Source organism: Cyclobacterium qasimii M12-11B, from assembly GCF_000427295.1.
Classification (GTDB): Bacteria; Bacteroidota; Bacteroidia; order Cytophagales; family Cyclobacteriaceae; genus Cyclobacterium; species Cyclobacterium qasimii.
This window is the reverse complement of the sequence record NZ_ATNM01000123.1, coordinates 108827-129833: the sequence shown is the minus strand read 5'-3', so window position 1 is coordinate 129833 and position 21007 is coordinate 108827. Positions and strand designations below refer to the sequence as shown.

Below are 21007 nucleotides of genomic sequence, written 5' to 3'. Positions count from 1 at the left end.
TTTTTAAATCTATTTATCATTTTATACTATTAAATATATATTTAAAATATGAAATTATTTGGTCTCACCAATGTATCAATGGAGGACAAATCAGATTATAGATTTGAGGAGTTGAATGAATCGAAGTTCATTAAGAAAGTAATTGATGAATTAAGAGGTGTTTTGCTTCAAAGGTTTGATGAATTCGAATTCTTCATTTATTCTAACCACCGGGTGAATAAGAAGGATCCTGATTCTGGTACCGATATTATGCCACCCAGTGGAGACTATAAGTCAAACAAGAAGAAAATTTTGCTATATTTTTCAGATGAAAGGGCCTTAGACCCTAGTGTTTTTTCTGATAAATACTTCGCTATTTTTAAATCTTATATTGGCATGAAAGCCGTAGCAAGCAATGTTTTCCCGATGGCTTTGGGTTATGTAAATGCAGTTCCTGAATTCCCAAACAAACCAATCAATAAAAGAAAATACAATGTTTTTTTAGGGGTAACCTTAACATGAACAGAATTAATTTTTACCGTGTATTTTCAAAATGGGGTTTTATTTTGCCCTCTGAAAACCTTTTAACACACGATTATTATCGCAAATTTTTGTTGAAACTTGGAAGTGATTTCAGCTCATTTTTCTCGAAATCCATTGTCATCTTTAACAACGGTTTTAAGGCAGGTTTCTCTCCCGAAAAATATGGGGAAGTACTTTCAGACTCTAAAATAGTATTGTGTCCAAAGGGCTATTTTATGACGGAATGTTTCAGGCATTTTGAAGCCATGAGAGCAGGATGTGTCATTATTTCGGAACCATTACCAGATACCCCTTTTTATGCTAATTCTCCCTTGATTCAGATTGAAGACTGGGAAGAAGGGTGTGAAGTTGCCCGGGAGCTATTAAAGGATGAAAAAAAGCTTGAAGAAATACATCAAAAAACACTTTTATGGTGGGAAGAAAAATGCTCCGAAAGGGCTACTGCCCAATATATTGTGACCAAGATTGAAGAATTGGAGCTTACTTAATTTGAATTATATTCATGGAGAAAAAGATCAAAATACTTTTAATCAACTCCTATTCCTTTGATAAAATCTACGACAACTGGAAAAAGGGGACCAATCCGAGCCATTATCTTATGGGGAAGATTGAATTGGAAAAATCAGGTGATTTTATTGTGGATATCCACACACACCAGAAGCACGAGTGGCTTGACAAAATTGGTAAATTCCTTAAAATTTCATTCCTGGATCAACAGGTAAGATCACTGGCCATTTTGAAAAATTATGACTTGGTGTACATGCCTTATCCTGTCTCTACCAATAGGTTATTGACACTATTGAGTATGATTGGGGTAGTTAAAATTCCTCTTGTTGGCTTGGCGCATCAAAATTTCATTTATTATAAAAATAAGGATTCTATTCTAAATAAATTAGGGATAAAGCAGCTCCGACAATTTGATGCTTTTGCATTTTTCTCAAAGAATTTGATGAAAAAAACCCAAAGGGATTTGAATTATAATCAGGAAGAAAAAGACAATAAGTGTTTTTCAGTTAGTTGGGGGGCAGATGTAGCCTTTTATGAAGGCTTGAAAGCGGATGAGAATAGTGAAGAGTTACCTTATGCTGTTTGCGCAGGTACTGCCGACCGAGATTATGATATACTTATAAAGGCTTTCGAAGGGTTGCCGTATAATTTAAAAATTTACTGCACCCCTAAAACGATTCCTGCATCGGTAAATTTACCCTCAAATGTGTCTGTGGATACTACATGGGTTCCCTATGATCAGCTTTTGAAGGCCTATGTGAATTCCGCATTTATAATCATCCCATTAAAGGAGGAGATTAGAGAGAAAGGCAACACTTATGGATTGACTGTTTTATTAGATGCAATGGCTGTCGGTAAACCGGTATTGATGACGCAACATTCCTTTTTAGATATCGATATTGAGGAAGAAAAAATAGGACTTTGGGTAAATGACAATACGGCTGATGGGTGGAATAAAAAACTGAAGCAAATGATAAGTGGGGATATAAACCTTGACGAAATGGGTAAAACATCCAAAAGACTCCATTTGGAAAAATACAATATTCAAAATTTCGCTAATCAAATGGCAGAGGTATTTAAGACAGTTCTGAAAAGAAAATAATTTTTACCTGGTGGTTTGACTTAATACAGAGTTGGTATTATTACATACCCTTAATCTCTATGTACAGCTTATTTCTTGCTACTTTATTTCCATTTAATTGAGTATTCACATCTTTTGCCTATAATTACGCGGTTTTTTTATCTTGCCTATAAATGAAAAAAGGTCTCTGAATTAATTTCAGAGACCTTTTTAATGGAAATCGCTTTATTAAGGATTGACGATTAGCCTTTGTTTATTGATGATGGTTTGCTCATTGGTAACACTTACTAGGTAGACACCTTGAGAAAGATTGTCAAGTGGGATGTTAAACTGGTTGTTTGAAGTTTGGATCCCGCCTAGATCGAAATGGCTAACCAACTGACCGTTCATGTTGTGGATAAGTACTCTTCCTTGTCCAATCTCCGCATTAAGCTCTAAAGTTGCTCTTCCTTTAGCAGGGTTAGGGAATATACGGATCTCATCAGAAGTAACTGTTTCTGTGTAGACATCCATTTCTTTGTAACCCCTTTTGTACATCTCTTTGTAGCCTCTGTTAAATGAAGCAGTTCTTAAATTTGCTGCGATATCTCCTCCTTTGGCATCACTTCCTACGATGGCGATTCCAGAGATGCTTGCATTATTTGCGATTGCATTTAATTCCAAGGTTAAAACACCATTAGTTACTTCGATATTTTCGAAGGATAGTAAAGTAGGTGCGTTGTTGTTTTCAACATAAAGGTCGAATTTACTTTTTAGTACATTCCCTTGAATAGCGATGTCGTAAACCCTTCTTCCAGCCCTGGCAGCAGCTCCATCATGTCCATACCAAAGTTCGTGGTGCATGGTGAAAACGGTGTAGGTTCCATTAGGCACTGGAATACTGTACTTCATGTTTTTCCCACTTCTTTCTGTTTGGAATAACTCATCGACAGCTATCTTATTGTTTTCATAGCTGTTGGTGCCATTGTTGTAATATTGATCAGTGCTGTTTTCCGCCAGGTAGTTGATTCCGTTCAATGTAGCACTTGAAGTACTGCCAGTATTCAAAAAGTAAAGATGTTCTGAACCAGGTGTTTGAGGCGCTTCATTTAATTCCTGAATAATTGAAAGTCCAGAGATAGAAGCATTGTTTGCACTGGCGATCAAGTCTAAGTCTATAACACCATCTTTCACTTCAACACCCTCGAAAGTAAGAACCGTCTGTTGGTTGTTGTTGTAAGTATAGATGTCAAAATTATCCATGACCACATTTTCTTCTAGTAGGATATCGAATACCCTTCTACCTGCTCTTGCTTCTGAGCCACCTTTTCCATAATACAACTCATTGTGGTAGGTTTTTACAGTATAAGTCCCATTCTCAACAGGTATAGAGAAATTTATAGTAGAAGAATACCTTTCTCCCTGAAATATTTTATCGTTACTAGCATTTGTATTGGTAGCAGTGTTGGCGTTTGAAGACGTGATGTAGTCGCTTCCTGATACGTGAACATTGTTCTGGAAGTTGATACTTTCCTTATAACCAGTGTTAAGGTACATAACAACACCTTCTGTTTGATTATTTGGCTCTACAGGATCTTTAACGACTACCGGTTCTTCAATAACTACTGGAGTTTCAGCTACCATTGGCACTATTGCAATTCCAGAGATGAGGCTGTTGTTTGAAGATGCATTGAGTTCAAGGCTAAGAACTCCATCTTTAATCTCAATGGTATTAAAAGTTAGCGTAGTCTCTTGGTTTTTGTTTTCAACATAGATGTCAAAATCTTTCTTAACAACATTTCCTTCAATCAAGATATCAAATACCCTTAGTCCAGCACGTTCGTATTTTCCATTGTTTCCAAAATACATTTCGTTATGGTAGGTTTTGATTGTATAGGTTCCATTTTCTAATGGAATTTCAAAGTTTAAGATTTTATTAAACATCTCAGTTTGAAATAAAACCTCATCACTACCAGACTCTTTTGTAGCGACATTTACTCCGGATGATTTGATGTATTCCTTGTTGATCGCTTCGAATTGTTGGCCTTCATGATCCACCGTGCCATTGTAGCCAATGTGGTAATAAGTTCCTTCTAATGCTTCACTAGGGGTGTTTTCAACAGGCGTTTTTTCGATAACTTCTATAGGTTTGCTACTAGCAGTAAATCCTATTTCTTCAGAAGTACTTACGTTTCCATTTTTATCTGTTACTGAAGCCCAAACATAAGTTTCTCCTGCTTCGATTTCATCGATGACAGCCAAATAAGGTTTTACTTCGCAAGAACCTACCAATTTTAAACCACAGTAGAAGTCTACTTTAGCTATGTTGTTGTCCAGGTTGGTGACTTCACTGGTCATTGTAATTTTGTCTCCTTCGATAATTCGGCTAAGATCTTCTTGAACTGACAATTCGATACTTGGTGTTTTGATGATTTCAGGTGCTTGCTCGCTTCCTTTTGCAACACGGATTAGCACTATAGATCCATAAGCAGGTATGGTAACTTGTCCTGAGAATTTCTCTAATTTGGCATTTACATACTCGCCAGACAAAGCAATTGTTTTGCTGCTTTTAGTAGGGTTATATTCAAATAGTATTTCTTCTTCAGGGTTAATAAATGAAGCTTCTACTTCTACAAATTCCAAATCATCCATCCAATAGGTGAAGTTGGACTCAGTCGTAGTGATCAAAAGTGATACTTCATTCACATCTGCATATGGAGTAACAAGTACTTCAAAGCCATTAAGGCTGGTGTTTACTTCAAATGTAGTCATAGCAGATAATTTCTCCCATGGGGTGCCAGTATATCTTAAATAAGTTGAAATGTTACCGACCTTATTTGATAAGGCATTGAATTTCAATAAATAAGTTTTGTCTTTCTTCATTTGACCTAAATTGATCTTCACTGCATTAGATCCTGAACCGCTAACTTTAAGCGAGCCACCATTTGTTTTGCTGTTGGTTTCCCATTCTTGTTTGCAATCGCTGCAGTATACACCACTTACATTTTTGTCGAAAGAAGAATTGGCGTAAAGGCTAGTTCCGATTGTCTTAGTAATGGTATAAGTAGAGATGTCTACTGAATTACTAACTGAGTTTTTATCTTTACCGAATTTATCACTCCACTGTTCAAGATTGTCTATGGCTGCTTCTTTTTTGCCATTGTTTACGTATTCGTTTTCAATACTGAACTCATCTCCAAGAGGTCTGAAAAAATGGTTTTTATCAAAATCACCAAATGAATTAATGTCATTTTTGTATGTTTTGATAGAGTATGAGTTTTGATCAGATGTTTGTGCGAAAAACTGGTTGCTGGAGATACTAATGTCTCTGGTGTCTTCTCCGATAACACTGTTTCCCATAGTAATAGAAGAATGTGAGTTGAAGAACGTATTGTTCGATACTGTAATATTGTTTGAGTTAGACATTTTCAAACCACTGTTTTCAGTATTACCAATTGTATTACCACTGATAATTATATTGTTCGAGTTGTCATCCAAAAAGATACCTTCAGCCAATGGTTTGTAGTTAACCCCCTTGTCAGGAATACCACCTTTACTTCCGATACTGTTTACAACGATGTTACCTTCAATTTTTCTACCTCTATAACTTTGGTATTGTACACCGCCAAAAGTATAAATTCCGCCGCCATCACCTTTGATCTGACAGAATGTATCTACAAAGTTATTTTTAACAACTGTATAATTACCATTAAATTGAATGCCGTTAAAGCCTGAATTGACAATTGCATTGTTTTGAACCAACACGTTTTCTCCATAAGCGAAGATTGCAATTCCTGACGCATCTTCATTTTGTGTTCTACCAGCTACCAGAGCCGTGTTTTTGATTTCGTTGTCTCTAATAATAGCGTTATCATTGCCATATCTAAGGTACAAACTGTTATTATAGATGTTGCTGATGTTTGTTCTTTCGATTATCAAGTCAATCACACTTAAAGCAAGAATGCCATTCTCGCCTGAAAAGGTGACTTCAGAATCACTTATTCTTATATTTCTGCCTCCTTCTATTTTGATGGCATCCTGATTAGCTCCTTTAAACTGAATGTTTTCTACTGTGATGTTTTCGTCTCTGTAGTCTTTGATCAATAAGTTCTCCAAGGTGCTGACCTCTACTTTCATGGAAGAAGGATTGCTATTGCCGAAATAGACGTTTATTTTTTAGTGGAAGGATTGAAATACCATTCTCCAAAAGTATCAAGTGTTTTAATGTGGTTTTGAATAAAAAATCCATACTCCTTTTCAGCAGTATAAGCACTTGTAGATCCATTGTAACGAATTTGATTTCCACTATGTGAAGAGATTTGGTGGGTGTCAATAATCCATTGATTCTTTTTAATGACAACCTCTCCGCCAGTCCAGCTAGAAGAGCCACTCAAGTCGCTACTGGAAATCAGGTAATTACCACTTGTCTCTTCGATGTTTAAGTAACCTTCATTTGCAATATCACTGTTAGGATATCTTCCCATCTCATGAATCTCTCCATTGATCAAAAGGACCTTAACAGTATTGGTGTTAAGGGAAGAAGTACTTTCATAAACACCGTTTCCTATAGACTTCCAACCATCCACGGTTTTCAAAGAAGTAATTACTGGTTTTGATCCAGAACCGTATGCTCCGATTTTAATAGGAGAGGTGGTAGACCCTGAAGCTTGAATGTGTAAGGTGCCATAAAAAATTTCACCTCTATTAAAAAATACAGCATCACCAGCCTTTAAGTAATGGAATAGTGAATTGATTTTATCAATTGATTTCCATGGTGTGGCAGGATTTTGTGCCTCTGCCAATGAACGTGAGTCATTTCCAGATTCTTGAGAAACATAGTAATTTGTAGCATAGCCTTGCGTAATAGATAATGCTAAGGAAATCAGAAAGGAAATGGAGAAAAATAACGCTTTCATTTTATTCTATTTTAAAGTTTATATTCTTTTCAATTTTCGAACCCACCTTATTCTTCAGGTGTTTGTTAATTTTGTCCTACTTTTTTTGATTTATGAAGTCTTAAAACGGCATTTCGATTAAAAGAATCTTGTTTTTTGATTTTCATATATATCAAAATGAAATTCTAAATATGAATCTCATTTCAATAATAAACGGTATAAAATTCTTAAATACAAACTTTACACCTTTTCGAAAAACTTCTGGAGCAAAGGATATATTGAATAATTTCAATAGGTGAAATGAATATTGCTTTTGGAATTCTAAATTTTGTCGATGATCTAAAAAATGGAAGCGGAAATTTTTTTTAGTTATTTTTCACTTCTTTAAATTATTTTCAATAATGGATGTGAATTAGAGAAAATCCTCCTAAATCCTAAAGTGAGAATGAAGGAATTAAAAAATGTAAGTGGAAAGTAATGAGCATTTAATAAAAGTTTCGACCTGTTGGAGTAAGCAATAGAGGCGTAAGTCCTTTAAAAAGAGGGTGTAAGTAATGGGTGGGAATTCAAGAAGGTAATTGAGTATCTGCCTTACAGTGCAATAGCCTTTCGGTATTTGGGTTGGCATGAAATGCGTAGATCGAAAGGATTATTCCGTTGATGGCCTTATACGGTACTTGTTGGTAAACGGAACAAATGTTTTTGCATTTTGTCCAGCCTGAAAAAAATAGTCAAAAAAAAAGGCCTTGAATTTTTCAAGGCCTTTTAAGTAATAAAGCGTTTTTTAAGGTGTTACCGCGAGTCTCATTCTCTCCAGCACTTTGCTTTCTGATGAAAGGGTTACAATATAAACACCTTGCTTAAGCTGGTGGACAGGTATTTCATATTTGCCTTCCGTATTTATAAGTATATCAGAATCAAAGTAATCAATTAATTGACCATTGAGGTTATGAATGCTAACATAGAACCTACCCAGATCTTGTCCGATTTCTAGTGTAGTAGAGGTGACAGCTGGATTAGGATACAGTTTGGTCTCGTAGGATTCAGTGGTAATGCCGCTTTCCCGCAGCTCACTTAGTGTGGAAATTTCTTCAGTTTCGCTTACGATCTGTCTCAAATTCAAGTTGCCTAGATTTTCCTTGGCACTTGGGAATATTGCAATCCCTGATAGCAAAGCATTGTTTTTGATGCCATTGACGTTAAGGTTTAAAACACCATCCGATACATTGATGTTTTCAAACCGAAGTGCAACTGGTCGGTTCGAATTTTCTATGTAGAGGTCAACATTACCTTTTACTTTAACGCTTTCTATATAGATGTCAAATACCCTATTGTTTGGACCTGTACTATTTGAAACCTCTCCGAAATAATTCTCATTGTGATAGGTGACCACCGTATAAGTTCCGTTTGAAACCGGGAATTTATAGTCTAACGCCTTCCCGTAGCGATTAGATTGGTAAAGTTGGTCTGAACTAGATGCAGGTACATTGTATGAGGAGGATTTTGAAGGTATCTGAGTAACACTGTTTTCGGAAATAAAATCAATCCCTTTGTATTGGGTGTCCGACTCACTACCTACATTAATGAAGTAAGAATCATCCTTAAGGTCATCATTAAATTCACTCATTGGGATGATCGCTAGCCCAGACAATAGCACGTTGTTTACAGAGGCTTTCATTTCAATCTTAAGTATTCCATTCGTTACTACGATTTCTTCAAAAACCAGAACCGTTTCCTGGTTGCCACTTCTTGCATAAAGGTCAAGATCATTTTTGACCAATTGGTTTTGCATGAAGATGTCAAATACCCTCAAGCCTGCTCTGCCATCAGGGTGAGTGACGCCAAAGTAATTTTCTATGTGGTAAGTCTTAACTCTATAAATGCCATTTTCTACTGGTATAGTATAGATTAGATCTTCCGAAAATCTATTGGACTGGAAAATAGGTTCTTTATTAGCAGCTTCGTTCTCGTATATTCCTGAAGAAGAGAAGAGTTTGTCAGTGTAGTCGGAGATGAATAAATCCCCGTTGTATTCCTCATCATTAAGACTACCTACATTAATGAATCTAGCGCCTTCAGTGGATTGGACTGGTGCTTGAATGCCTTTTTCTACAATTGAGATTCCTGAAATAATTGCATTGTTAGCGGAAGCAATTAGATTAAGGTTCAGAATTCCATCCTTTACCTCAATGTTATCGTGCGTTAAAACTACTTTTTGATTTTTATTTAAAGCATATAAATCCAAGTCTTTGTATTTGATTTCATTTTCTACTATGATATCAAAAACTCTTTTACCATTAGATCCAGTGACTCCGTTAAGACCAAAATGTACTTCTTGGTGAAAGGTTTGTATTGTGTAGATTCCGTTAGGTACGGGGATTCGATATTCAAGGTCTTCATTAAATGAGATTGATTCAAAGATGGTCCCAGCCGAACTATTGTCAATTTCTAATGAATTGGATCTGCCCGTTAATACCTTTGCTTCACTTAATGTTACATATGTATTTCCTTCATAAGTTTTGGCATCACTTGACCCAATATTAATGTGTAAAGAAAAAGCGTCTCCTGTAGGGTAATCAATTACAGGGTCAGGGGCTATACTGTTGATCTTAATACCAATTGCGGACGAAGTAGCAGTGGTATTGTTACTGTTGTCGAGGATAAGGGCTTTTACTTGATGGTCTCCCGCTTCTCCATTTCCCCAAGTTAGCTTAAATGGTTGCGTTGTAGCATTTCCAATAATTTGATCACCATTATAGAAAACCACCTTGCTAATATTATCTACATTAGGGGTGACTTCAGCTAGCAACTCTATTTTTTCACCTACTTGATAAGTATTATTGCCACTAGGAGATGTTATTTCTACCACTTGTTCAATAGTTGGTTCAGGTGGTGCTGCAGGTGGTGGTGTTGCTGTAGATGTTCTTACTAGAAGAGCTGAAGAATAGGGTGCGATATCAAAATTTCCAGAATAAGACTTGCCCGTTGCATCTTCATAAACGCCATTTAATGCAATCGATTTTTTAGATTTTGAAGCATTGTATTCAAAAAGGAATACGTCATCTGGATTGGTGATATTCACATTAGCCTCTCTAATTTCCAAATCGTCAATCCAGTATTCCCAGTTTCCAATATCAGAAATAAACATTATTACTGGGGATGCTACATTATCATAGGGTTGAAGAAGGATCGAATATTCTTTTACACCAGTACCTAATTCTATCGCTGTACTTGGAGATATGATTTCCCAAGGAGTTCCAGCATATCTAAGTGCCACTCTTAACGAACCTGTTTTATTACTTTTAGCCTTAAATTTGGCTATATAGCTTTTATTCTTGTCTACACTTCCTATTCGAGCCAAAGCGGATGAGGGGCCAGGACTCTTGACTTTTATGGACCCACTTAAAATACCATTGGAATCCCAGGATTGTGTACAATCATTACAATTGAAATCATCTATTCCTTTTAGGAAGGATAAATTATCGTAGAGTAAGCCGCCTAAAAATCCCAGGAGGGAGAATGGTTCAAACTCATCTTGTTGATAGGTGACAGAAGTTAAGTCTTTGTTAAAAGATGATTTCCAAGCATTCAGGTCTTTGGTTTCATCGTGCCTTTTACTGTTTTTGTAGTAAGAAAGGTAAATACTATGGTTGTCTCCTAGTGGCCTTGTAAAGTAGTTGCTTTCAAAAGTACCAAAACTTGATATATCATCTTTATAAGAGTCGATACGGTAAGCATATTGATCAGCGTGTTTTGAAAAGAATACATTGTTTGAAAAATTCAGATTTCTAGCATCTGTACCTCTCTCACTGTTGCCAATCAGGGCCTGGGTGTAAGAATTATAAAAAGTATTGCCCTTAACTGTAACATTAAAGTTATTTGAAGCCTTGATTCCTGAGTATTCTGTGTTGGCGATGGTATTGTTGATTACCGATACTCCATTTACATTGTCATCAAGAAAGATACCACTGCCCTGCGGGTGGTGGTTTTGAGAGGAATGATAAGGCGTACCATTATTTGTAGAGAGACCATCTATTATTATATTGTTTTCAATGACCCTGTTACTGAAATTGGTAACGTCTTGTCCGCCAAAAGTGTAGATTCCACCACAATCATTTTTCAAAAGGCAAAACTGCTGTATTAAATTGTTTTTGATAGTAATGTCGTTGCCAATAAAGTGAATACCATTAAAACCTACTTGTTTGACAGTATTATTCTCTATTCGGACATTGTTACCAGATACTAATATTCCATTGCCATTATTGTCCTCGTTATTGCCTCCTCCTTGAAAAGGGAAACTGTTTTCTACAATATTGTCAGTAATAACAGCATTGTCGTTCCCGTATCTTAGATTCAATCCCGTATTCATGGAATAGTTAATTCTACAGTTCTTTATTACTAAGTCTTTTATGTTTAAGGAAGTAATGCCATTTTCTCCTGAAAATTCTATTTCTGAGTTGTTAAGGACAATGTCCTTTCCTTCACCAATATAGATTGCATCCTTGTTTGCTCCTTTAAAATGAAGGCTTTGTATCAAAATATGATCTACATTGTATGATTTTACAAGTAAATTTTCTAATGTGCTTACTAAAACCTGATGGTTATTTGGATTTGAGTTTCCAAAATACACATTAATCTTCCTGCTATTGTTGTAGAACCACTCACCAAATTTATCTAGGGTAGAAAGGTGGTTTTGTATGAAAAAACCAAATTCTTTAGTAGGACTGTAAGCGCCAGTTCCATTATAATTTACCGTTCCTCCTGAATTTGATTTAATGAGGTGTCTGTCTATAATCCATTGGTTTTTTCTGATTACAACTTCACCATTACTGTAATCTGCGGCACCTGACATCTCATTGCTGCTAACAGAGGAGTTTCCGGAAAAAGAGGAAACTGATAAATACCCACCGTTTGAGGCATCACTGTTTGGGTACCTTCCCTTTTCATAGATTTGTTCGTCTACTGAAACTATGTTTGATTCGTAACTAGAAAAAGTGTTTGTACTCTCGTACCTACCATTACCTATAGATTTCCATCCTGTTACTTTTTCGAAGGAGGTAATTACAGGCTTAGCTCCTGACCCATAAGCGTCTAACTTAATGGGGCTACCGGCAGAACCTCCTGTATTTACTTTGATCGTACCATAGAAAACCTCACCTCTTTTAAAATAAATACCGTCACCAGGCTTTAAACTAGAGAAGATGGCATTTAATTTGTTAATAGTTTTCCATGGAGTGTCGGGGTTTTGCGCTTCTGTTGAACTTCTGGAGTCATTTCCGGTTTGATTTGAAAAATAATAGTTTGTAGCATTGGCCATTATGCTCAGGAGGAAAAGGCCGAAACACAGAATTAGCTTTGGTAAAGTGTTATTCATTAGTACTCGTATTTAGTTGGTGGTTGGTTAATATATAAGCAACTTAGGTTTGAAAACACATGTAAATATTCACCCTAAATCCTAAGATCCGGGCAGATTGTTCAAATGGAGTATAATAGTTGGCCTCCTCCACACATGAATCCTCTCTTCTAACTTGATTATTCTCGCACTTTCATTGCCTTCGCTTGGGTAATTAATTGTTTGCGATGGCATGATTGTGCAATGAAATTTCGTACCAAAAATTTACTTTTGGTTTAATGTCTAAATAAAATAATCGTAAATACTGTTTTTAGTGAAGTAATTCCGCTTAAAATTAATTTCACATCTATATTAAAGCATGTAATACTAATAAAAATGCATTTAGTATGCAATTAATAATGTTTGATTATTTTAGATATTTTTTTATTACTGATAAGTTGGGCAATTTTATTTTCAAGTATGTGGGGGTAGTTCCCACAAAGTGTTTATTTCCTCAACAAGTTTATGAAATTATTGGTTAAAGAATAAACATTTGATAGAAATTTATACTACAAATTTTTATTTTGTAGAAATAAGATGTTAGTTTAATAGATCTGGTGTTAAACAAATATATTCAGTGAATAAATTGAGAATTATTTACTGAGATGGTTAAATAAATATTATTAATAGTTGATATTTAATTAGAATAGAAATAAGCAATCGGTTCTGGTGATACATATGTACTCTATGAAAAGGAAAATGCTCCTTTTTTAGCTATTGACTCCTATGATTTTGTGAGAATTGAAATGATTGAACATTTATGTCCTAGACATTAAATAATTTCTTAATGTTAGGTCAATTAACTGTTAATCAGTATTTTGGGTGGGTTTCTCCTGTCTCCAGGACTGGGGTGTATTGTTTTAACTCTTTCAGGATTTTTTGAGATTCCAGACGCTAATATCGTGATAAGAAAATTCTTAATTTAAAAAGTCAAGATTAAATACTTAAGGTATTTAATCTTGACTTTTGGCTTCTGGTCCAATGAAAGGAACTACAAAGTAAGCTATATTATTTTTAAGTATCCTTAAACAACTCGGTTTGTCTTACATTTTGTTCTGTCTAAAGAGTCTTTAGGTAAATTGAAACCTAATTATCTAATTCTGAATTATTATTTTCTGTTGTAGTATTTGAAAGTGTTTCTATTTTAAGCTTTTGTTTATTTTCATTTCTAAGATACAAAGTACGTGTAGGGAACGCTATAGAAATACCCATGGACTGGAATTTGTCAAATATTTCAAAGTTGACCTGTTGTTGAATGTCCATGTAAACATTGTAGGCAGCGTCTTCTACATAATAAACCACTTCAAAATTAAGACTTGAATCGCCAAACTCTTTGAAATGAGCCCTGTCAAAGGTTACGGGTTTTTGTTGGCTAACAATTTCTTTAAGGATTTGTGGTATCCTTTTTAGATCTTCTGTTGATGTTTCATAACTAACCCCTACTGCAAAGAGAATTCTTCGTCTTTGCATTTTTTTGTAATTGTGTATTCGTGAACTTGTTAAGTCACTGTTGGCGACGACAAGTTGTTCACCTGAAAGTGTTTTGATTCGAGTAGTTTTAATACCTATTTTTTCAACTACTCCATTTTTATCGTCAATAACAATGAAATCACCAATCTCTATTGGTCGGTCGAAAAAGATTACAAAATAATTGAATAAATCACCTAGAATATTCTGTGCTGCCAGGGCTACAGCGATACCACCAATACCCATACCTGTTACAATGGCTGTAACGTCGTACCCTAAATTGTCGAATAAGAATAAAAAACCAATTCCCCAAATCAACATGTTGATAATGAGTATTATTCCTCCTATTTGTTTGACTTTTTCTTCCCCATTCTCTTGCTCTTTAACCCAGGTTTTTAATAACAATATCAATACTTGAGAAATAAGCCTTATAATAAAGTAGGCAAGAACAACGGTATGCGTATTAGAAATAATATTCCTAAAATTGTCCGAAATTGTGAGGGTTTTTATCCCGAAAAATACGATGGAAATATAGAGGGCAGGAATAACAAACTTTTCAATCGCTTCAACTAAGTAATCATCGAAATGGGTATCCGTTCTTTTAGTCAGCTTCTTGATTTTTGTTAATAGCGTTTTTTTAAATACCCTGACAATCAAAATACCAATAACAATAAAGCCTATTGCTATTAAATAATCCTTTGTCGTGTTGTTCCAGAATTCTTGTGTCAGGTATTTGTCTAACATGTGGATGGTGGTTTGGTTGTTTATGGAATTTTAAAGCATTATAACCGTATTTTCCGTAGGAATGGTTCAAAAAAAAGCGCTTTAAATATGGCTGACTAATCTATGAATAGTGATCTCAGCCCCATCAAAATAAAAGGAGTCACAATTATAGTGACTCCTTTTTCAATTTTACAATGATTTTCCTGAATTATACAGGACTTACGGCTTCTGTTTTTTTAGAGTTTTTCTGCCAAAAGAAGAAGATTGTAAAGAGAACGATTAGTATTATGGGGAAGAAAGCCATGTTTTGGAGCGTGGCTTGACCGGCCGCCAATTCTAGTGCATCTCCTGATAAACCTTCAGCGCTTTTTGTCGCTCTGGCTGAATCAATCCATCCACCGATTACTCCTTGGAAAATCGCAGAAGAAAACATTCCGATACCACCAATGATGGACAATCCCAATGCGCCACTTAGTGGGACCCTTTGGGCTACCGCACCTACCATAACAGGCCAGAAATAAGCCACTCCAAGGGCAAATATTACCGCTACGAAATAAGCAGCAGGGCCAGTTACTATACTGAACAAGTAAATGCCTATTGTTGCTAATATTGCTCCTAATAATAAAACACCAGTTTGACCAAGTTTAGCTACAACAGGTCCTGCAAAGAACCTTGCTACCGCCATTACTCCAGTCGTCAATGCCAATATGATCATGGCATTAGCACCACTGTTGGCCAAAATGATATTTACCCACTGTTGTGGTCCAAATTCTGAAATGGCGGTAAGTGCCATACAAACGAATAGGAACAAGAAAACTGGGCTAAATAAAGCCTTAAAGTTATTGAGTAGTGAAGTTGAACCTTCCACTTTCGCTTTTGGAAAAGCTTTTCCAAAGAATAAATAAGCATAAATAACTGTAGGTACCATGGTAATCCACATTTGGGCTTCCCATCCTAAGTTCAATCCCGTCATAAAGGTTGAAATTAGGGCACCTATCATAATACCACCTGGGAACCACATGTGGAACCTGTTCAGCATTTTATTCATTTTCACACCAGAATACATGTCGGCAATCATAGGATTACATGCAGCTTCCGTACAGCCGTTTCCAAAGCCTATGAATAGCGTGGAAATCAATAAGGTGGTATAACCACCAGCATAAATGGTTAATAGAATACCAAGAGTATGGGCTACAAATGCCACTCTCATTATGTTTTTTGGTCCAAAAGAGTGGTAAACAATACCACCAATAATCATTGAAATAGGAAAACCCAAAAACCACATTGAATTAATAAATCCTAATTGAGTTGCGGATAGTCCGAATTCTTCACCAAGCTCAGGCAGGATACCAGCTCGGATACTGAAAGTGAAAGCTGTGGTGATCAGCGCAAAGCAACTCCCGTTAAAGAGTGCGCTTTTGTTAATGTTTTCGTTCATTGAATTTGGGTTTAGAAGTTTATATACTTTGTTTTTGAAATGGTTGTTCAAATTAATTGGACAATATAAAAAAAATTGAATCTACCTTCTGTCCTTTTATATAAATTATCATTTAAATTTTGCTTAATAAGTATTTAATCGCTTGAACGTATGTGTTTTACGTGTTTCATAATCTTTTTTTCTATTGTAAAACCTATTCGGCGATAGATATTTCTGACACTATTGCAGAAGTGTTTCACCTTATTGTGGTGAGTTGAGGCATTTTTTGGTCTTTGGATGCTAAGCTTTATTTTTCATTATAGGTCATTCTTTATCCGTTTTTCATTCATGTTATACTTGTAAATCAGAGTACAAGGGAAATCCTTTACCGAATAGTTTTTGGATTATTAACTTATTTTTTTAAATTTGAAATGATATCAAATTAATATCTAAATAGTATGGAAAAGACAATTAAACCCCAATCTGGATACTTTATGGTATTCCTGGCCTTCTGCGTACTGGCCCTCCTTGTATTTGCATTCATTGGTAAAATCCCCTTTCTTTTTGTGCCGGGTGTAATCGTAATTGTTTTTGTTATACCAGGTTTTTTATTGTAGAGCCAAATAAGGCAATGGTACTTCTTCTTTTTGGATCCTATAAGGGGACGGTAAAAAGCGATGGGTTTTTCTGGGTAATTCCCTTCATGACAAAAAAGAAAATTTCATTAAGGGTTCGAAATTTTGAAAACAAACCATTAAAAGTGAATGATAAAATTGGTAATCCTGTAATGGTGGGAACCATCGTGGTGTGGCAAGTCGCTGACACCTTCAAGGCCTCTTTTGATGTTGATGATTATGAGAATTTCGTCCACTTGCAAGCAGACGCAGCTGTTCGAAAAATGGCAGGAACTTATCCCTACGATAATTTTGAAGATGAACATGCAGAAGTAACCCTTCGTTCAGGAGTTGAAGATGTTAACAAATCCCTTGAAGATGAGATAAGTGCCAGGCTACAGCATGCCGGTATAAAGGTTATTGAGGCAAGGATTTCTCATTTGGCCTACTCATCCGAAATTGCTTCAGCCATGTTGCAACGTCAGCAGGCAACAGCGATTGTGGCTGCAAGAAGGATGATTGTTGACGGAGCAGTGGGCATGGTGGAGATGGCACTGGAGGACCTTAAGATAAAAGGAATCATCGATTTTGAGGATGAAAAGAAGGCAGCAATGGTAAGTAACCTGATGGTCGTTTTGTGTTCGGATAAAAATGCAAGTCCCGTTGTAAATGTAGGTACATTAAATCAGTAGGTATGGTATACAATGAGTCGCAAGCATTGAAAGACACTTGGTTTGTCCCTTTATTCTTTGGTGTCCATCTGTTGGTAACCATCGTGGCTTTACTAAATGGCCAGATAGCGGCAGGAGATTCCTCAACTTATATGGTATTAGCGATTGTCTTGTTTGCTTCTTTTCTTATCGGTTGGTTGATAGTTAGTATGAAGCTTGTGATCAGGTTGGACGCTACTGGGCTTTCTTATAAAAGTCCTCCTTTCATTAATACTTGTAGAAAATACAAGTGGGAGGAGATAAAGGATATTCAACATATAAAGAAAGCATCAATATGGTCTGGTGGAGGATTGGGCTTTCATTATGATTTAAAAGGCGAGTGGAAATACTTATTCAGTACTGCACATGTAGTGAGGATTTCAGTGAAAGATAGTAGTTTTGTATGGAGTACCCGTAATCCGGATAAAATTCTGGAGGCTTGGGAAGAATGGAGACGTGAAAGGTAATATTTATGGCACAGAAAAAACCTTTTGCACTGCGTATAGATGAACGGCTGATGAAAGCCATGGAAAAATGGGCTACAGACGAATTCAGAAGCACTAATGGACAATTGGAATGGTTGATTCATGACGCTTTAAAAAAAGCAGGCAGGTTACCGAAATCAAAAGAAGAGGACGAGTAAAATCGAAAGGTTTTACATATAAAAAAGTAATTTGAAATAAGTATGATTTTTTATCCACTTGCAGTATTAGTGTTGGTTGTTTCATCGCATAATGAAATCACAGATTGCAGTGGAGGAGAAAGGTCGCTTGGGTTGCTTGAATAATGAACGAATTATTACACATATATGGAAAGTTTTGAAAAAAACAATATTGATAAATTAATAGACAACCTACTTGATAAAGCCAAGGAAGAGCCCATGAAATATGGCGATCAGCTGGTTAGAATTGGTGGGAGTGAAGTACATGAGAAGTTGCTTCATGTGTTAAAAACCGGCGATATGGATGACGCTTTCCTGGCCACAAGGGTGCTTGCCATGATGGACAATAAACCAGCTACATTGGATGCCCTTTTCGAAGTGATTCACCTTCCTGCAAATCAGCAAAACAATGGTGGTCTGGTTTCTTTGGTAGAAGAATTTGATATCATTGATAAGTTTGTAGACCTATTTCGCATTTACATTTTTGGAAATTTTAAATCCTCATCACTTGCAAAGGTGCACCTGGACTATGCGGAATTTGACATTACCCCAAGAACCTTGAAAAAAGCAGAGAAGCATTGGAATCATTTTCTTAATAATGCTTCAAAAAATGATGGATTTGAATTGATAAAAGCCGAAGCTGGAACTATCTTGGAAGAATTGAAGGAAATCCTGGAAGAAGAAGAGTAGTTACATCCCCATCCTTCTAAGTATTTAAGCTTTAACTGTCAGTGAAGCTTAAATACTTATTGTGAATTTTGACTTAATTTAGAGAATAATGAGCCCAAAGAAAACCAAGAATTATCTTTTTTTGATTTTATTTTTACTAGTATTTCAAGTATCCTTTGCACAGCAAAATTGGAAGGATATTACAACGGTAAAAGATTTATACCAATCTTACCCTGAGACCGTAAAAGGAATATTTGATCATTTGAATTTAGACCATAAAGGTTTAGAGAAAGTAAAAGAAGCAAGCGCTAAAGGAGATTGGGAGCAAGCCGCAAATGAATTATTGGCGTATTATAAAACATCTCAGAATGCGCTTGGCTTGCGCAGAGCCTTGCCTGAAGTTACCTCTAATAGTATAGCTGATGCTGATACTATTTTAAATGATGTATTTACAATTCAAAATGTAAAGGGAAAAGTACCCTTACTTGAAAATGGACATAGGGACTGGTATTATAAAGGACCGAACAATGACAAAGAATGGGCCTGGCTTTCAAATCGCCACAGCCAACTTTCCAATGTGATGGGGGCGTACTTTAAAACAGGGAACCCAAAGTATGCCGAATACATGGACCTGTTTTTAAGAGATTTTATTTTAGCCAGCATGCCCTATCCGGCAGAAAAAGGAGGGGAATCTATTTGGCGAGGACTCGAGGTCGCCGCACGAGTAAAGAACTGGTCAAGGGTTTTTTATGGAATGCTAGAGAGTGACTATATCTCGCCAGCTACCAGGTTGTTAATTTTAAGTAGCCTTCCTGACCACGCTCATTACAATAGAAATTTCCATGGAGGGAACAATTGGTTGACGATGGAAATATCATCTCTCGCTACCGTCGTTGCTTACTTCCCCGAGTACAAAGCTTCTTCTGAGTGGATGGACTATGCGGTAGAAACCATGACCGAAAGTATGAGGGGGCAGGTTTACCCAGACGGTGTTCAAACAGAACTTTCTTCTCATTATCACAATGTGTCAATGGTTAGTTTTGAATTATTTAAGACCCTGTGTGATGAAGCAGGAAGGGAACTACCGGAATACTTTAACCAAACCATTGAAGACATGTACTGGTACATTGCCAGAGCAATTAGGCCAGATGGACACAGGATTTTGAATAACGATGGTGACAGAGGTAGTGATCGGGCAACTATCTTGAGAGCTGCTAATAAGTACAATCACCCGGAATGGGCCTATCTGGCAAGTAATGGAAGTCAAGGAGAAAAACCTTTGGAGGGGCCCTCTTATGTTTTGCCATGGGCAGGTCAGCTAATTTCTAGGAGTGACTATGATTCAATGGCTCATTGGTCCTTTTTTGACATAGGCCCTTGGGGCAGTGGTCACCAGCACAATGATAAATTGCATTTGTCGGTAACAGCTTTTGGAAAAGATTTCCTTGTAGATGCAGGAAGGTTTGCCTATACAGGTGAAGTTGCGACTAAGTTCCGTCCTTATGCCAAAAGCAGTAAAGGTCATAATTTAGTTTTAATTGACGGAAAGGGTCAAGAGGATGGTCCTCGATTGGCGGAAAAGCCAATTGAAAGCAATACAGTAAAAATCACCAATGATTATGATTTCGCCTCTTCTTCCTTTGGTGAATTCATCGATTTGAAAGGGCAAGCAAACCATAATAGAAGTCTTTTTTATGTCAGAGGGGAATTTTGGGTAGTGGTAGATAAAATCGCTACAGACCAAGCAAGGTCGATCAGTACTTTGTGGCATTGGCATCCCGATGCGGAAGTCAATCAGTATGGAAATTCAGTAGTGGGAAGTTATGCTGAAGGTAGTCTTGAAGTGATGCCTGTTGGTAATTCCTCATTTGACATACAGATGGTCAAAGGTCAGGAAAAACCCGAAATTCAAGGCTGGTATAGCCCTGAATACAACCTGTACGAACCAAATATTGCTAGTATTTATACAAGTGATATAGCTGACAGTTCAACTTTCGTGTGGTTATTAATTCCTTCACCTGGAAATGCTGATAGAATTGTAACACGTGCAAAAATTGTAGGGGAAACCAAAAGTGGGGTGAAAATAGAAGTGAATTTTAAAGGAGATACCTGGGACCTCACTGTTCCTTTTGAGGAGAGTGAAAATATTAGGTTTAAGAAACGATAAGCATTGACTCGCTAGAAGAATTGCTTTTACCTCATAAAAGGGGAGACATCATTCGAAAAATAAAAGGCTTGTTTCCCTAAAAGAAACAAGCCTTTTTGCTTTTATAGCCATTGCTTGATTTATAAACGATTTAGGCTTTATAGCGCATAAAAAAGCTTGCTAGAAATCAAGAGATCAAAGTCATTTGAAACTTTAATCTAATA

Annotated in this window: 12 protein-coding genes and 1 pseudogene; 8 read left to right on the top strand and 5 right to left on the bottom strand. The window is 36.3% G+C overall.

The genetic code is table 11. From position 1 onward, the window contains the following. Positions 1 to 48: 48 nt before the first annotated feature. Genes ADICYQ_RS28790 through ADICYQ_RS15075 form a run of 3 tightly spaced genes read left to right on the top strand, consistent with a single transcriptional unit; the run spans position 49 to position 2131 of the window. Positions 49 to 501, top strand: a complete 453-nt coding sequence (locus tag ADICYQ_RS28790) for a hypothetical protein (protein WP_020889532.1) — start codon at positions 49 to 51, stop codon at positions 499 to 501. Next, positions 498 to 1010, top strand: coding sequence for a glycosyltransferase family 47 protein (locus tag ADICYQ_RS28785; RefSeq protein WP_020889531.1), 513 nt, complete (start codon positions 498 to 500; stop codon positions 1008 to 1010). The genes ADICYQ_RS28790 and ADICYQ_RS28785 overlap by 4 nt, the downstream gene beginning before the upstream one ends. Positions 1011 to 1024: 14 nt before the next feature. After that, entirely contained in the window at positions 1025 to 2131 is a 1107-nt protein-coding gene (locus ADICYQ_RS15075; RefSeq protein ID WP_020889530.1) for a glycosyltransferase, read from the top strand. A 207-nt stretch (positions 2132 to 2338) separates the two neighbouring features. On the opposite strand, the gene ADICYQ_RS15070 is transcribed toward ADICYQ_RS15075, so the two are convergent. The 5 genes from ADICYQ_RS15070 to ADICYQ_RS15050 all read right to left on the bottom strand — a co-directional run bounded on the left by ADICYQ_RS15070 (position 2339) and on the right by ADICYQ_RS15050 (position 16004). Further along, positions 2339 to 6226, bottom strand: coding sequence for a malectin domain-containing carbohydrate-binding protein (locus tag ADICYQ_RS15070; protein WP_020889529.1), 3888 nt, complete (start codon positions 6224 to 6226; stop codon positions 2339 to 2341). Positions 6227 to 6258: 32 nt separating this feature from the next. Continuing rightward, positions 6259 to 7005, bottom strand: a complete 747-nt coding sequence (locus tag ADICYQ_RS15065; RefSeq protein WP_020889528.1) for a hypothetical protein — start codon at positions 7003 to 7005, stop codon at positions 6259 to 6261. Positions 7006 to 7768: 763 nt separating this feature from the next. Continuing rightward, positions 7769 to 12358: a malectin domain-containing carbohydrate-binding protein gene (locus tag ADICYQ_RS15060; RefSeq protein WP_081652370.1), complete on the bottom strand. Its 4590-nt coding sequence runs from the start codon at positions 12356 to 12358 to the stop codon at positions 7769 to 7771. A gap of 1104 nt (positions 12359 to 13462) precedes the next feature. Beyond that, positions 13463 to 14587: a mechanosensitive ion channel family protein gene (locus tag ADICYQ_RS15055; RefSeq protein WP_020889526.1), complete on the bottom strand. Its 1125-nt coding sequence runs from the start codon at positions 14585 to 14587 to the stop codon at positions 13463 to 13465. 187 nt (positions 14588 to 14774) lie between these two features. Next, complete coding sequence (locus ADICYQ_RS15050; protein ID WP_040416543.1) at positions 14775 to 16004, bottom strand: MFS transporter; 1230 nt, start codon at positions 16002 to 16004, stop codon at positions 14775 to 14777. Between the two features lie 437 nt (positions 16005 to 16441). Here ADICYQ_RS15050 and ADICYQ_RS15045 point away from each other — a divergent pair. From ADICYQ_RS15045 to ADICYQ_RS15030, 5 genes and pseudogenes are all read left to right on the top strand, one after another. Continuing rightward, positions 16442 to 17289, top strand: a pseudogene (locus ADICYQ_RS15045) (SPFH domain-containing protein). 2 nt (positions 17290 to 17291) lie between these two features. Further along, positions 17292 to 17774: a hypothetical protein gene (locus tag ADICYQ_RS15040; protein ID WP_020889522.1), complete on the top strand. Its 483-nt coding sequence runs from the start codon at positions 17292 to 17294 to the stop codon at positions 17772 to 17774. Between the two features lie 5 nt (positions 17775 to 17779). Next, a complete protein-coding gene (locus ADICYQ_RS26835) occupies positions 17780 to 17950 on the top strand; it encodes a type II toxin-antitoxin system antitoxin (RefSeq protein ID WP_020889521.1) in 171 nt (56 codons plus the stop codon). A gap of 165 nt (positions 17951 to 18115) precedes the next feature. Then, positions 18116 to 18658, top strand: a complete 543-nt coding sequence (locus ADICYQ_RS15035) for a hypothetical protein (protein WP_020889520.1) — start codon at positions 18116 to 18118, stop codon at positions 18656 to 18658. An 88-nt stretch (positions 18659 to 18746) separates the two neighbouring features. Continuing rightward, positions 18747 to 20804: an alginate lyase family protein gene (locus ADICYQ_RS15030; protein ID WP_020889519.1), complete on the top strand. Its 2058-nt coding sequence runs from the start codon at positions 18747 to 18749 to the stop codon at positions 20802 to 20804. The last annotated feature ends 203 nt before the right edge of the window (positions 20805 to 21007 follow it).